Genomic DNA, 14,111 nt, shown 5'->3' on the forward strand with positions numbered 1-14,111 from the left:
CATGCCCTTGCTGGAAGTCTCCGACCTCACCATCCAACTGCCCACGCGCCGCGGCCTGGTGCAGGCCGTGCGCCATGTGGGCTTTGCGCTGGAGCGCGGCGCCACGCTGGGCCTGATCGGCGAATCGGGCTGCGGCAAATCGCTGACCGCGCTGGCCCTGATGGGACTGCTGCCCGAACAGGCCCGGGTGAGCGGCAGCATCCGCCTGGACGGCCAGGAGCTGCTGGGCCTGAGCGAGAGGCGCCTGTGCGCGCTGCGCGGCAACCGCATGGCCATGGTCTTCCAGGAACCCATGACGGCGCTGAATCCCTTGCACGGCATAGGCCGCCAGGTGGCCGAGCCGCTGCGCCTGCACCTGGGACTGGGGCGCCGCGCCGCGCAGGCGCGCGCCGTGGAGTTGCTGGAGCGCGTGGGCATTGCCCAGGCGGCCCAGCGCTTTGGCGAATATCCCCACCAGTTCTCGGGCGGCCAGCGTCAGCGCATCACCATCGCCATGGCCCTGGCCTGCGGGCCCGACCTGCTGATTGCCGACGAGCCGACCACGGCGCTGGACGTGACCGTGCAGCAGCAGATCCTCGCCCTGCTGCAGGAGCTGGTGGCCGAGCATTCCATGGCCCTGGTGCTGATCTCGCACGACCTGGGCGTGATCGCGCAGAACGCCGAGCAGCTGCTCGTCATGTACGGCGGCAGCGTGGTGGAGTCCGGCATGACGGAAGCCGTTTTCAGGCAGCGCGCCCATCCCTATACGCGCGGCCTGTTTGCCGCACGCCCGCAGATGCTGCCGGCGGCGGCGCGGCCGCCCGGGCACCTGCCGACCATCGCCGGCACCGTGCCCGAGCTGGCCGACCTGCCCGCAGGCTGCCCGTTTGCCGGGCGCTGCGCCTTCACCGCCCAGGCCTGCTTTGCGCAGGCGCCCGCGCCGCGCCTGCTTCAGGCGCCGGCGGGACCCGCGCCCGCCTCTCTGGCCTTCTGGCGCCAGCCGCATGTCGTGCGCTGCCTGCGCGACGAGGCCATCCATGCCGGCGCGCCGGAGACTACGCCATGAGCGCCACGCAAAACCTCGCTACCGGCGCGGCCCTGCTCAAGGTGACGGCGCTCCAGCGCACTTACCAGCTGCCGCGCGCCTCGCTGTGGCGCCCGGCCGCGCAGCTGCATGCCCTGCGCGGCGTGAGCTTTGCGCTGCAGGCCGGCCGCAGTCTGGGCGTGGTGGGCGAGTCCGGCTCGGGCAAGTCCACGCTGGCGCGCCTGGTCATGGCGCTGGACACGCCCACCGCGGGCTCGGTGGAACTGCTGGGCCAGGACCTGCACCGCCTGGGCAGCCAGCAGCTGCGCGCCGCGCGCCGCCATTTCCAGATGGTGTTCCAGGACCCCTATGCCTCGCTGGACCCGCGCATGCGCGTGGAGCGCATCGTTGCCGAGCCACTGGCCCATCTCGGCCCGCCCGATGCGCCTGCCGGCCGCGAGGCCGTGCGCGCCCTGGTGCAGGCCACGCTGGAACAGGTGGGGCTGCGCGCCCGGGACCTGGACAAGTATCCGCATGAATTCTCGGGCGGCCAGCGCCAGCGCATCGCGATTGCCCGCGCTCTCGTCACCCGGCCCCGCCTGATCGTGGCCGACGAGCCGGTCAGCGCGCTCGACGTCTCGGTCCAGGCCCAGGTGCTCAACCTCATGCAGGACCTGCAGCGCGAACTGGGCCTGTCGTACCTGTTCATCAGCCATGACCTGGCCGTGGTCCAGCACCTGTGCGACGAGGTCATCGTGCTCCACCAGGGCGAGATCGTGGAGCGCGGCGCGCCGCACAAGCTGTTCCACGCGCCCGGGCATCCGTACACCCAGGCCCTGGTCAGGGCCGTGCCACGCCTGCCCGGCCACATTTTTTGAACCCCGGCGACGCCTTATTCCCTGTCGGTGCGGGCGCAGCGCTCCGGCTGGTGTAAAAACGCATATGAATACAGGCCCGGCGGCTTTCTTGCCGGAGCCTGCCGCATCCAGAGGCCATGCGCTGCGCCTCGCCCCATACGGAGATTTCTGCCGATGTTCAATCGCCGCACCCTGCTGGCCGGCACCGCTGCCGCCAGCCTGCCCCTGCTGTCGTCCTGGCCCGCGCTGGCCCAGGGCAGGAAGGACAGCGTCACGCTGGCCCTGGTCCTGGAACCGCCGGGCCTGGACCCTACGGCCGGCGCCGCCTCGTCCATCGCCGAGATCGTGCACTACAACGTCTTCGAGACGCTGACCAAGATCAACGCCGACGGCAGCGTCTCGCCGCTGCTGGCCGAGAGCTGGGAAGTCTCGCCCGACCTCAAGACCTACACCTTCCGGCTGCGCAAGGGCGTGAAGTTCCAGAACGGCGAGCCGTTCAACGCGGCGGCCGTCAAGTTCTCGTTCGACCGCGCGTCCGGCGACAAGAGCACCAACAAGGACAAGCGCACCTTCGCCAACCTGAGCACGCAGGTTTCGGACGAGCACACCGTCGTCATCACCAACAAGGACATCGATCCCGACTTCCTGTTCGTGCTGGGCCAGGCCACGTCCATCATCGTCGAGCCCAGGAGCGCCGACACCAATGCCACCCGGCCCGTGGGCACGGGCCCCTACCAGCTGGCCGGCTGGTCCCGCGGAGCCTCGGTCACGCTCGCGGCCTGGCCGGGCTTTCGCGCGCCGCAGAGCCTGCGCATCAGGCGCGCGGTGTTCCGCTTCATACCCGACGCGGCGGCCCAGGTGGCCGCGCTGCTGGCCGGCGACGTGGACGCCTTCCCGCGCGTGACGCCGCGCAGCGTGCCGCAGTTCAGGAGCAACCCGCGCTTCCAGGTGGTGGTGAGCAACTCGCGCGCCAAGACCATTCTGGCCATCAACAACGCGAGAAAGCCTCTGAACGACGTGCGCGTGCGCCGCGCCATCGCGGCCGCCATCGACCGCAAGGCCGTGATCGCCGGCGCCGCCGACGGCTACGGCGTGCCCATCGGCAGCTATTACGTGCCCACGGCCTTCGGCTATGTGGACACCACGGGCATCAACCCCTTCGACGTGGAAAAGGCCAAGGCCCTGCTGTCCGAGGCCGGCATCAAGACGCCGCTCACGCTGACCATGACGCTGCCGCCCACGCCCTATGCGCGCCAGGGCGGCGAGCTGATCGCCGCCCAGCTGGCCAAGATCGGCATCCAGGCCAGGCTGCAGAACGTGGAATGGGCTCAGTGGCTGTCGGGCACCTATGGCAACAAGAACTACGACCTGACCATCATCTCCCACGTGGAGCCGTTCGATCTGGGCAACTTTGCCAAGCCCGATTACTACTGGGGCTACCACTCCCAGGAGTTCAACGAGCTGTTCGAGAAGATCCAGAACACCCCGCGCCCGGCCGACCGCGCGCGCCTGCTCGGCGACGCCCAGCGCCTGCTGGCCCGGGATTCGGTGCACGGCTTTCTCTACACGCCGCAGTGGGTCACCGTGGCAGACAAGAAGCTGCGCGGGCTGTGGAAGGACATGCCCATCTTCGTCAACGACCTGTCCTCCCTGTCCTGGGGATGAAACTGCCCCCCGAGCGGCTCCGCCGCTTCCCCCTCTGCCTACGCGCTATGGGAGGGGGACGATGCCTTCGCCTGGGCGGCGCCGCCGCGAGACGGCTCTTGCTCGGCATCCCTGGCTGGGGCCACGCCAGTTGTTGAAGGCGTTTGGTTCAGCGCTGGGTTAAAGCCAGCTTTAGCGCCAGCGCGCCGAACACCGTGGCGGCGATGCGGTTGAGCCAGCGCTGGGCGCGGGCCGAGCGCAGCAGCAGCTCGCCGAACAGGCCCGAGGCGCAGGCAATGGAGCCGAACACCAGCAGCGCAGCCAGCATGAACACGCAGCCCAGCACGACGACCTGCAGCGCCAGGCTGCCGCGCGCCGGATCGGCGAACTGCGGCAGAAAGGCCAGGAAGAAGATCAGCACCTTGGGATTGGTGAGGTTCATCACCGTGCCGCGGCCCACCCAGCGCAGGGCCGAGCCCCAGGTGAGCCGGTCGCGTTCGGACTGCACCTGCACCGGGCCCACGGCGCTGACCGGCGCATGCCATGCGCCCCAGGCCAGGTACAGCAGATAGGCCGCGCCGCACAGCTTGATGGCCGTGAACAGCAGCGGCGATGCCGCCACCATGGCGGCCAGCCCCAGGGCCACCGCAGCCGTGTGGCCCACGATGCCCAGGCACAGCCCCAGCACCACGCACAGGCCCACGCGCCAGCCGCGCTGGGCCGACTGCATGAGCACGAAAAGATTGTCCGGCCCCGGGCTCAGGCCGAGCACGACGGCCACGCCGAAAAACGCGATCAGGGTCTGCAAGGTGGGCATGTGGTTCTCTTTGCTGCAATCAATTCAATAGCTGCTTGCGCTGGCCCATCAATATTTTCAAATGGTTTTCAATGCAAAACCATTGCCTGAAAGGCACGGCCAGCTCACTTTTTTCACTTTCTTGAAGCCATGCGTTTCCGGCAGGCCGGATCGGCAAACGGTCCGTCGTCCAGGCTCCAGGCCTGGCCCGGCGAGAACTGCTGGCAGCTGAGCGCGCCGTCGAGCTGGCTGCGCCACAGATACCAGGGCGCGGGGGCCGCCTGCGAAGGCAGCGGCATCACGGTGACCAGGGCAGCGCACAGGCACAGTGCCCGCCCCGGACGGAATTTCGGCTTCATCAATGGCTTGCTCCCCCCAGTGCGCCTGCGGTGACGATCCAGCCCTCCAGCGTATCGCGGCCGGGCGGCAGGCCGTACAGCATATCGCCTTCCTGGCGCCGGCAGGCCGCCCAGCCTGCCTGCAGCAGGCACAGCACGGCATCGAGCGCATCGGCCTTGGCGTCGTCCTCCAGCGCCCGGCGCTGGGCCTGGGTGAGTTCCAGGCGCAGGCCCAGGCCGGCTCGGCCCTGCTCCAGTGCGTCGATCAGCTCCTGCCTGGCCTGCCGGCGCTCGGGCGTCTGGCGCGCGGTATCGTCGCTCTTGTAGCTGCGCCGCCCCAGCACGGCGCGCGCCAGCAGGCCCGGATAGGCTTCGAGCCCCACGCGCGCGGGCGTCTGTTCTGGCGCGGGCTGCAGGCCCGGCAGATGCACGCCGGCCGCCCGCAGCAGCGGCACGCCCGCATGCAGCATGTAGGCCACGGGCGGATTGACCCATTTCATCGACGGGCTCGAGCCCGCGGGCCCGTCGGTGGCGCGGTGCGCAAACTTGCGGCCCGCGGGCCGGGCGGCGCAGAAGGCCTTGAACTGTTCGCGAATCTGCGCGCGGCTCAGCCTCGCGTAGTGATCCATGCAGGCCTGCCAGTCCGTGGGCCAGCCCAGGGTCTCCACCAGCTCGCGCGGCAGGCCGAAAGGCATGTCGAAGCCGCCGATCCATGGCGTATGCCGCTCGTCGGCCAGCCACCGGCCCCAGCTGTCCAGGGTGGCAAAGCCCAGCAATTCGGCCAGCTGCACGCTGCGCATTTCCGGGCCGAGCCGCCCGCGCGCGATCACGATGGGCTTGCGCCGGCCGGGACTGCTGCTGAAGTCGCAGCCCAGGATCTGCATGCCTTCAGCCCAGGCCCAGGGCCGTCACGCCCAGGGCGATCAGCACGGCACCCGCGATGCGCAGCGCGCGGTCGCCCTCGCCCAGCAATCTGCCGCCGATCAGGGCCGCGAACAGCATGGAGACTTCGCGCGCCGGCGCCACATGCGAGATCGGCGCGCTCTGCACCGCATACAGCACCAGCACATAGGCAATGGGGCTGAAGAAGGCCACCAGGGCCGCATGGCGCCACTGCACGCGCCACAGGCTGCAGGTCTCGGGCCAGTTGCGCATGCCCAGCGGCAGCAGCATCACGATGCGCAGCAGATTGCCCATGTAGTCCACGAGGATGGGCGACATCAGCAGCACCTTGACCGCATAGCTGTCCACCACCGTGTAGCCGGCGATGAACAGGCCCGTGAGCAGCCCGTAGTACAGGCCGGCCAGCACGCGGTGGCGCGCCTGGGCCGATTCGCCGCTGCGGATGGCCGCGATCATGCGCGGGCCGCCGGCGATCAGGAACACGCCCAGCACCACGCCCGCGATGCCGGCCGCGCCCAGGGCAGTGAGCTGCTCGCCCAGGAAAGCCACGGCCACCAGCGAAGAGATCAGCGGCCCGCTGCCGCGCGCCAGCGGATAGACCACGGTCAGGTCGGCCACGCGGTAGCCGCGCAGCAGCACCACGAAATAGAACACGTGCAGCAAGGCGCTGGCGGCCACGAAGCCCCATTCCGTCCAGCCCCACAGCGGCACCGCATCGCGGCCCAGCCACCAGCCCAGTGGCAGCCAGATGACGGCGTTGAGCACCGAGGTGAACAGCGAAAAGCGCGCATCCCCTCCGGCCTTCTTGGCCACGATGTTCCAGCCCGAATGGATCAGGCCGGCGAGGATGATGAGAACAAAGGCTTGCAGTGACATGGCGCCGGGAAAGCAAAAAGGCCGCGCGCCGCGCAGCCTTCCGGGACAGGGGTTTTCAATGGAGGGCGCAGGCCCGGGGCCGGCATGCCCCGCGCCCCGGATGCCGGGCGGAGGATGTCCGGCGGTGCGCCGCCCTGGGCAGCATCACTTGCGGGCCGCGATCAGCGCCAGGAATTCGCGGCGCAGCTCGGCGTTGGTCAGGAAGGCGCCGCGCATGACGGAGTTGAGCATCTTGCTGTCCATCTCGCGCACGCCGCGCCAGGACATGCAGAAATGCGAGGCTTCCATGACCACGGCCAGGCCGTCGGGGCGGGTCTTGTCCATGATCAGGTCGGCCAGCTGGATGATGGCTTCCTCCTGGATCTGGGGGCGGCCCATGATCCAGTCCACCAGGCGCGCGTACTTGGACAGGCCGATCACATTGGTGTTCTTGTTGGGCAGCACGCCGATCCAGATCTTGCCGATCACGGGGCACAGGTGATGGCTGCAGGCGCTGCGCACGGTGATCGGGCCCACGATCATCAGCTCGTTCAGATGCTCGGCATTGGGGAACTCGGTGATCGCGGGCTGGGGCACATAGCGGCCGCGGAACACCTCGTTGACGTACATCTTGGCCACGCGGCGCGCGGTGGCGCGGGTGTTGTGGTCGTGCGTGGTGTCGATCACCATGGAGTCGAGCACGCCCTGCATCTTCTCCTGCACTTCGTCCAGCAGCTTCTCGAGCTCGCCGGGCTCGATGAACTCGGAGATGTTGTCATTGGCATGAAAGCGCTTTTTTGCTGCCTGCAGCCGCTCGCGGATCTTGACCGAGACGGGGGTGCCTTCGGCTGAGTTGTCTGTTTTCATGTCGGCGAGATCTCTGAACATGGCTGGCATGGTACCAGCGAATCGTCCACCGGTACTCGCAAAGGATTTAGCACGAAATGCAGGCTTGCTTGGCGCTGCAAGCTATCTTTTTCAGAGCAATTGGACGCAGCGGGCTAGAGCCGGAATTCGGCGATCAGCGGCAGATGGTCCGACATGCGCCACCAGATGCGCCCCTTGGGCACCTGCAGGGCCAGCGGCGTGAGGCCGCGCACATAGATATGGTCCAGCTGGGCGATCGGCAGGCGCGAGGGATAGGTCGGCACGCTGGGCCGCTCGTCATATTCGAACAGGCCGAAGCCGGCCAGCATGCGCTTGAGCTGGTTGCCCCAGTCGTTGAAGTCGCCGGCCACCACCAGCGGCGCGTCGGGCGGCACCTCGCGCTCGATGAAATGCTGCAGCCGCGCGGCCTGGCGGATGCGGCTGCCCGGTATCAGCCCCAGGTGCACGACGATGGAGTGCACGCGCCGGCCCATGATGTCCAGCTCCACATGCAGCAGGCCGCGCTGCTCGAAGCGGTGGTCGGAGATGTCCTCGCGCTGGTAGCCGATCACGGGCCAGCGGCTCAGCAGCGCATTGCCGTGCTCGCCGTCGCGGGTGTAGGCATTGGTCAGGTAGACGGATTCGTAGCCCTCGGGCGCCAGGTATTCGGCCTGGGGCACGCTGGGCCAGCGGTCGAAATATGCCGCCTCCCGGTGGTTCATCTTGCGCACTTCCTGCAGGCAGACGATGTCGGCGTCGAGCTGCTCCACGGCCAGGCCGAGGTTGTGGATTTCCAGGCGCCGCGCCGGGCCCAGGCCTTGCACGCCCTTGTGGATGTTGTAGGTGGCCACGCGCAGGATCTGCGAGGACCCGTCGGTGGCTGGCTGAATTTCGGACATAGGCAAAAACTCGCTCAAGGCCGCGGCGCAAGGCCTGTCTCGCAGGCCTGGGTCGCTTTCTGCGCAATACAGGGATCGAAACGCGGCAGCATCAGAATCGCTTCGGCATTGGAGGACGAGAAGCACTGCAGGGCCGCAGCCTGCCAATCATGCCAAGCATGTGCGGTGTGCTCCCTCGGATTCAAGTGCACGGCCGTGTAGGACGGCACACGAAGGCCGAAGACGCGCTCGCGGTTGTGCCATACGCCGGGCGCATAGCGGTGCTGCCATTCCGGGTAGATGGTGTAGACGTTTTCCAGGTTCCAGTCGCTGAGCACGCAGTCGGGCGCCAGCGCGTCGATGCCGGTTTCCTCGCGCACCTCGCGCACGGCGGTCTCGTGCCAGTCTTCCTGCGCACTGTCCTTGCTGCCGGTCACCGACTGCCAGAAGGCCACGCCCTGCGGCGCCGGCAGGGTGCGGCGCAGCAGCAGGACCTGGCCGTCCCCGCGATAGATCACCACGAGCACGGACTCCGGAATCTTGTAGGGCCTGGACGGCGGCCGGGATTCTTCTTCGGACGATGCTGTCATGCCGCCATCCTACGCCCGGAGCATGACAGCAGGCTGAGCGCCGGCGGTAACAAATGTGATGCGCAGGCCCTAGCGAGCCCTAGCGCGCCCTGGTGGCCACGGCCGGCGGCAGCTCCTTGGCCTGCAGCGCGCGCAGCTGGTGCACGAGCTGGTTGTGGGCGTCAAGAAAAGCCGCGGCAATCACCTTGCCCTCGTTGGTATTGCTCCAGCCGGCGCCGCCGCCTGCACCCAGCTTGCCCAGCACCAGGCCGCCCACGCCCAGGTCGGTGGCGCGCGCCGAGCCGGTGGAGACCGCCACCTGCTCGGTGGTTTCGGTATCGGTGAGGAACAGCGCGGTTTGCGCCTCCTTGAGCTTGACGTTCTCGGCCAGGCCGGCCAGCCCCGCGATGTCGCGCAGCACGGGAATCATGGCGATGATGCCGGACAGGCCGCCACCCGCGCTCTGCTCGCTGAAGGTCAGGCTGGGCACCAGCTGGTACTGGGCCTCATAGCCCTTGCCCCTGTGCACGGTGCCGTTCTTGCGCAGCACGCCCGCATCGCGCAGCTCGCCCTCGTGGATCGTGCCCTGCAGGCCGGCGTTGCGGTCCACCACGCGGAAGCAACCGCTTTGCTGGGCCAGCAGCTTGATCAGCGGCACGGGCGTGGGCGGCAGCTGGCCGTTGCCGTAGGGCATGACATAGCCGCGCGGATTCTCCACCAGGGCCACGGTGGCGATGGGCGCATCGCATTGCTCCAGCGACCGGGCCGCATGGCTGGCGCCCTGGGGGCCGGCGGAACCCGAGATCTCGGAGCCGCCCTGGCCCAGCTCGGTCTGCTGCTTGTTGCAGCCGGCCAGGGCCAACGCCGCCAGCAGTGCCAATGCAGCAATCTTGATAGCTGGCTGCGCACGTCCATCATGGATTTCAGAGATCGAATACATGGAATATCAATAGAGACAAGCGATGCCAGCCATCAAAAGCATAGCAACAAAAAAGGCGCCAGCAGCGAAGTCGCTGTCTGGCGCCGCACTATCGCACAAAGCCCTGCCGCAGCAAAGCGCCGTGCCGGCAGAGATGCATCAGGCCTCGGTGGTGGTCACCACGGGGTTGCGCAGCTTGATGTGCAGCTCGCGCAGCTGCTTTTCGTCGACCGGCGAGGGGGCCTGGGTCAGCAGGTCCTGGGCGCGCTGGGTCTTGGGGAAGGCGATCACGTCGCGGATGGACTCGGAGCCCGTCATCAGCGTGATCAGGCGGTCCAGGCCGAAGGCCAGGCCGCCGTGCGGGGGCGCGCCGTACTGCAGCGCGTCCAGCAGGTAGCCGAACTTGGCGCGCTGCTGCTCGGGGGTGATGTTCAGGGCCTCGAAGACCTTGGCCTGCACGTCGGCGCGGTGGATACGCACCGAGCCGCCGCCCAGTTCCCAGCCGTTGAGCACCATGTCGTAGGCCTTGGCGATGCACTTGCCGGGATCGGTGGCCATCAGTTCCTCATGGCCGTCCTTGGGCGAGGTGAAGGGGTGGTGCACGGCCACCCAGCGGTCTTCTTCCTCGTCATGCTCGAACATGGGGAAGTCCACCACCCACAGCGGCGCCCAGCGGTCCTCGAACAGGCCATTGGCCTTGCCGAATTCGCTGTGGCCCACCTTCAGGCGCAGCGCGCCGATGGAGTCGTTGACGATCTTTTCCTTGTCGGCGCCGAAGAACAGCAGGTCGCCGTCCTGCGCGCCGGTGCGCTTGAGGATCTCGGCGATGGCCGCGTCGTGCAGGTTCTTGACGATGGGCGACTGCAGGCCGTCACGGCCCTTGGCCACTTCGTTGACCTTGATCCAGGCCAGGCCCTTGGCGCCGTAGATCTTGACGAATTCGGTGTACTGGTCGATCTCGCCGCGGCTGATGGCCGCGCCGCCGGGCACGCGCAGGGCCACCACGCGGCCGCCCTTGGTGGTGGCGGGGGTCGAGAAGACCTTGAAGTCCACATCCTTCATGACCTCGGTCAGCTCGGTGAACTCGAGCTTGACGCGCAGGTCGGGCTTGTCCGAGCCGAAGCGGAAGGCCGCGTCCTGGTAGGTCATGATGGGGAACTCGCCCAGGTCCACGCCCAGCTGGGTCTTGAAGACCTCGCAGATCATGCGCTGGAAGATGGCGCGGATCTCTTCCTCGTTCAGGAAGGAGGTTTCGCAGTCGATCTGCGTGAACTCGGGCTGGCGGTCGGCGCGCAGGTCCTCGTCGCGGAAGCACTTGGTGATCTGGTAGTAGCGGTCGTAGCCGGCCACCATCAGCATCTGCTTGTACAGCTGGGGCGACTGGGGCAGCGCGAAGAACTCGCCGTCGTGCACGCGGCTGGGCACGAGGTAGTCGCGCGCGCCTTCGGGCGTGGACTTGCCCAGCATGGGCGTTTCGATGTCGATGAAGCCTTCCTTGTCGAGGAAGTTGCGCACCTGGATGGCGGTCTTGTAGCGCAGCATCATGTTGCGCTGCATGACGGGGCGGCGCAGGTCCAGCACGCGGTTCGTCAGGCGCACGGTTTCCGACAGGTTCTCCTCGTCCAGCTGGAACGGAGGCGTCACGGAAGCGTTGAGCACGTTGAGCTCATGGCACAGCACCTCGATCTGGCCGCTCTTGAGCTTGTCGTTGGTCGTGCCGGCGGGGCGCGCACGCACCACGCCCTTGACCTGCACGCAATACTCGTTGCGGATGCCTTCGGCGGTCTTGAACATCTCGGCGCGGTCGGGGTCGCACACCACCTGCACATAGCCTTCGCGGTCGCGCAGGTCGATGAAGATCACACCGCCGTGGTCGCGGCGGCGGTTCACCCAGCCGCACAGCGTCACGGTTTCGCCCATCTGGGCTTCGGTCACCAGACCGCAGTATTGGGAACGCATTGCCATGAAAATTCTTCCTGCACCCCTGGGGTGCGACAAGGTTGTTTTATTTGGGTTCCTCGATGGCGGTGAGGTCCGGAGGCGCCACCACACCCATCGACACGATGTATTTGAGCGCGGCATCCACGCTCATTTCCAGCTCTATGCACTCGCTGCGGCGCACCAGCACGAAATAGCCCCCGGTCGGATTGGGGGTCGTGGGCACGAACACGCTCACGTATTCGTCGCGCAGGTAGGCCGCCACCTCGCCGCTCGGGGCTCCGGTCACGAAGGCCACGGTCCACACGCCCTCGCGCGGCCACTGCACCAGCACGGCCGTGCGGAAGGCATTGCCGCTGTCCGAGAATACCGTGTCCGACACCTGCTTGACGCTGGAGTAGATGGAGCGCACCACGGGAATCCGGCGCACCAGGGCGTCGCCCCAGCTCACGAACTTGCGGCCGATGAAGTTGCTGGCCACCGCGCCCACGAGCAGCAGGATGAGCAGCGTCAGCACCACGCCGAAGCCGGGAATATGCATGCCCAGCAGCCGGTCCGGCTGCCAGGCTTCAGGCAGGATGGCCAGTGTCTGGTCCAGCGTGCCGATGATCCAGTTGAGCACGCCCAGCGTGATCACCAGGGGAACGATGACCAGAAGACCGGCGATCAGCCACTTGCGCAATGCACCCATGATCTGTGCTCGCCTCAGGAGTTGGCTGCAGCCGCTGCGGGCGCCGGCGCGGCAGGCGTGCTGTCGCCGGAGGCAGCCGGGCTGCCGGCGGCGGGCTTGCTGCCGCCGCTGTTCTTGAAGTCCGTGGCGTACCAGCCCGAGCCCTTGAGCTGGAAACCCGCAGCGGTGAGCTGCTTGGAAAAGGCCTCGGCGCCGCAGGCCGGGCACACGGTCAGCGCGGCGTCCGAGATTTTCTGCAGCACATCCTTGGCGTGGCCGCAGGAGCCACACTTGTATGCATAGATAGGCATAGCGCTTGAAAACGAGGGGAAGTGCAAAACCCTTGATTATAGGCGCCAGCCCTTTGTTTGCTGCACTGCGGCACCAAGCCCTTGCGGGCCGCGCCCCGTCAGGGCGCCAGGGGCTCGAACGCCTGGATTTCCCGCGTCTGGTTCGCGATCCGCTGCGGCAGCAGCGAGCCCGCCACCATGCCGAACACGGCCGACAGAAGTCCCGCCAGCTGCTGGGGAAATGCCTGGTTGAGCGCGGGCGTGGCCATGAAAACCAGCCACACGCCGATGCCCAGCACCACGGCGGTGATGGCACCCTGAGTCGTGGCGCGCTTCCAGTACAGGCCGAAGACCAGCGGCACGAAGGCGCCCACCAGCGGCACCTGGTAGGCGCTGGCCACCAGCTCGTAGATGGGCGTGCCCTGCATCAGGATCGAATAGCCGAGCACGCAGGCCGCGAACACCAGCACGCTGATGCGCATGGTCAGCAGGTTTTCCTTGTCGTCGGTATAGGGCCGGAACTGGCGCCAGATGTTCTCGGTGAAGGTCACGCTGGGCGCCAGCAGTGTGGCCGAGGCGCAGGACTTGATGGCCGACAGCAGCGCGCCGAAGAACAGCACCTGCATGGCGAACGGCATCTTGTCCATCACCAGCGTGGGCAGCACCTTCTGCGGATCGTCGGCCAGCAGGGCCGTGGCTTCGGCCGGCATGATGATGAGCGCACTGGCCACGAGGAACATGGGCACGAAGGCGAAGATCACATAGCAGGCTCCGCCGATCACGGTGCCGCGCACGGCCGACTTCTCTGTATCGGCCGACATCACGCGCTGGAAGATGTCCTGCTGCGGAATGGAGCCCAGCATCATGGTCACGGCCGCGCCGATGAAGAACACGATTTCATGCAGCGAAGGCTCGGGCAGGAACTTGAACAGGTCGCGGCTGGTGGCCAGGTCCACCACCTTGCCGGCGCCGCCGGCCATGTCGCCCGCGAAGAAGGCCAGCACCAGCAGGCCCACCACCAGGATGATCATCTGCACGAAGTCCGTCACGGCCACGGACCACATGCCGCCGAACAGCGTGTAGACCAGCACCGAGAGCACGCCGATCGTCATGCCCATGGGAATGCTGACCGTGCCCCCCGAGAGCAGGTTGAACACCAGCCCCAGCGCCGTGACCTGGGCCGAGACCCAGCCCAGGTAGCTGAGCATGATGATGAGCGAGCAGATCACCTCGATCGCCCGGCCGTAGCGCGCGCGGTAGTAGTCGCTGATGGTCAGCAGGTTCATGCGGTACAGCCGGGCCGCAAAGAACGCTCCCACGAGGATCAGGCACATGCCCGCGCCGAACGGGTCCTCCACCAGCGCATGCAGCCCCCCTTCGATGAACTTGGCGGGCACGCCCAGCACCAGTTCCGACCCGAACCAGGTCGCGAACGTGGTGGTGATGATCATGTACAGGGGCAGATGACGCCCGGCAATGGCAAAGTCGGCCGTGTTGTTCACCCGCTTGGCCGCCCACAGGCCTATGCCTATGGTCACCAACAGGTATGCGATCACCATCGAGAGCAGCACGCTGGCACTCCTG

Annotated in this window: 15 protein-coding genes; 3 read left to right on the plus strand and 12 right to left on the minus strand. The window is 67.4% G+C overall.

The features are described from left to right. Position 1: 1 nt before the first annotated feature. The 3 genes from Cte04_RS05375 to Cte04_RS05385 all read left to right on the plus strand — a co-directional run bounded on the left by Cte04_RS05375 (position 2) and on the right by Cte04_RS05385 (position 3,525). The gene (locus tag Cte04_RS05375; protein ID WP_066473227.1) at positions 2-1,045 is read left to right on the plus strand and encodes an ABC transporter ATP-binding protein; all 1,044 of its coding nucleotides are present in this window, start codon (positions 2-4) and stop codon (positions 1,043-1,045) included. Further along, positions 1,042-1,881 (plus strand): ATP-binding cassette domain-containing protein, encoded by an 840-nt coding sequence (locus Cte04_RS05380; RefSeq protein ID WP_066473230.1) that lies wholly within the window; start codon positions 1,042-1,044, stop codon positions 1,879-1,881. The genes Cte04_RS05375 and Cte04_RS05380 overlap by 4 nt, the downstream gene beginning before the upstream one ends. 153 nt (positions 1,882-2,034) lie before the next feature. Beyond that, complete coding sequence (locus Cte04_RS05385) at positions 2,035-3,525, plus strand: ABC transporter substrate-binding protein (RefSeq protein WP_066473232.1); 1,491 nt, start codon at positions 2,035-2,037, stop codon at positions 3,523-3,525. 148 nt (positions 3,526-3,673) lie between these two features. On the opposite strand, the gene Cte04_RS05390 is transcribed toward Cte04_RS05385, so the two are convergent. From Cte04_RS05390 to Cte04_RS05445, 12 genes are all read right to left on the minus strand, one after another. Next, positions 3,674-4,321, minus strand: a complete 648-nt coding sequence (locus Cte04_RS05390; protein WP_066473234.1) for a LysE family translocator — start codon at positions 4,319-4,321, stop codon at positions 3,674-3,676. Positions 4,322-4,434: 113 nt separating this feature from the next. After that, positions 4,435-4,659 (minus strand): hypothetical protein, encoded by a 225-nt coding sequence (locus tag Cte04_RS05395; protein WP_066473236.1) that lies wholly within the window; start codon positions 4,657-4,659, stop codon positions 4,435-4,437. Then, positions 4,659-5,522 (minus strand): DUF429 domain-containing protein, encoded by an 864-nt coding sequence (locus tag Cte04_RS05400; RefSeq protein ID WP_066473239.1) that lies wholly within the window; start codon positions 5,520-5,522, stop codon positions 4,659-4,661. Before Cte04_RS05400 ends, Cte04_RS05395 begins: the two co-directional genes overlap by 1 nt. A 4-nt stretch (positions 5,523-5,526) precedes the next feature. Further along, on the minus strand, positions 5,527-6,417 hold the full coding sequence (locus tag Cte04_RS05405) for an EamA family transporter (protein WP_066473242.1): 891 nt from the start codon (positions 6,415-6,417) through the stop codon (positions 5,527-5,529). A gap of 144 nt (positions 6,418-6,561) precedes the next feature. After that, a complete protein-coding gene (gene folE, locus Cte04_RS05410; RefSeq protein ID WP_066474018.1) occupies positions 6,562-7,284 on the minus strand; it encodes a GTP cyclohydrolase I in 723 nt (240 codons plus the stop codon). Positions 7,285-7,397: 113 nt separating this feature from the next. Next, positions 7,398-8,162, minus strand: a complete 765-nt coding sequence (locus tag Cte04_RS05415; RefSeq protein ID WP_066473245.1) for an endonuclease/exonuclease/phosphatase family protein — start codon at positions 8,160-8,162, stop codon at positions 7,398-7,400. A 14-nt stretch (positions 8,163-8,176) separates the two neighbouring features. Continuing rightward, positions 8,177-8,731, minus strand: a complete 555-nt coding sequence (gene nudB / locus Cte04_RS05420; protein ID WP_066473247.1) for a dihydroneopterin triphosphate diphosphatase — start codon at positions 8,729-8,731, stop codon at positions 8,177-8,179. A 79-nt stretch (positions 8,732-8,810) separates the two neighbouring features. Beyond that, positions 8,811-9,650 (minus strand): CsgG/HfaB family protein, encoded by an 840-nt coding sequence (locus Cte04_RS05425; protein WP_066473250.1) that lies wholly within the window; start codon positions 9,648-9,650, stop codon positions 8,811-8,813. A gap of 138 nt (positions 9,651-9,788) precedes the next feature. Then, a complete protein-coding gene (aspS, locus tag Cte04_RS05430; RefSeq protein ID WP_066473253.1) occupies positions 9,789-11,594 on the minus strand; it encodes an aspartate--tRNA ligase in 1,806 nt (601 codons plus the stop codon). Between the two features lie 40 nt (positions 11,595-11,634). Then, the gene (locus Cte04_RS05435; RefSeq protein ID WP_066473256.1) at positions 11,635-12,258 is read right to left on the minus strand and encodes a DUF502 domain-containing protein; all 624 of its coding nucleotides are present in this window, start codon (positions 12,256-12,258) and stop codon (positions 11,635-11,637) included. A 14-nt stretch (positions 12,259-12,272) separates the two neighbouring features. Continuing rightward, on the minus strand, positions 12,273-12,548 hold the full coding sequence (locus Cte04_RS05440) for an FmdB family zinc ribbon protein (RefSeq protein ID WP_066473259.1): 276 nt from the start codon (positions 12,546-12,548) through the stop codon (positions 12,273-12,275). A gap of 98 nt (positions 12,549-12,646) precedes the next feature. Then, positions 12,647-14,098 carry a high affinity choline transporter 1 gene (locus Cte04_RS05445; protein WP_066473262.1) on the minus strand — a complete coding sequence of 484 codons (1,452 nt, stop codon included), beginning with the start codon at positions 14,096-14,098 and terminating at the stop codon, positions 12,647-12,649. Between the last annotated feature and the right edge of the window lie 13 nt (positions 14,099-14,111).

It is taken from the genome of Comamonas terrae (assembly GCF_001544075.1).
In the GTDB taxonomy this organism is placed as follows: domain Bacteria; phylum Pseudomonadota; class Gammaproteobacteria; order Burkholderiales; family Burkholderiaceae_C; genus Comamonas; species Comamonas terrae.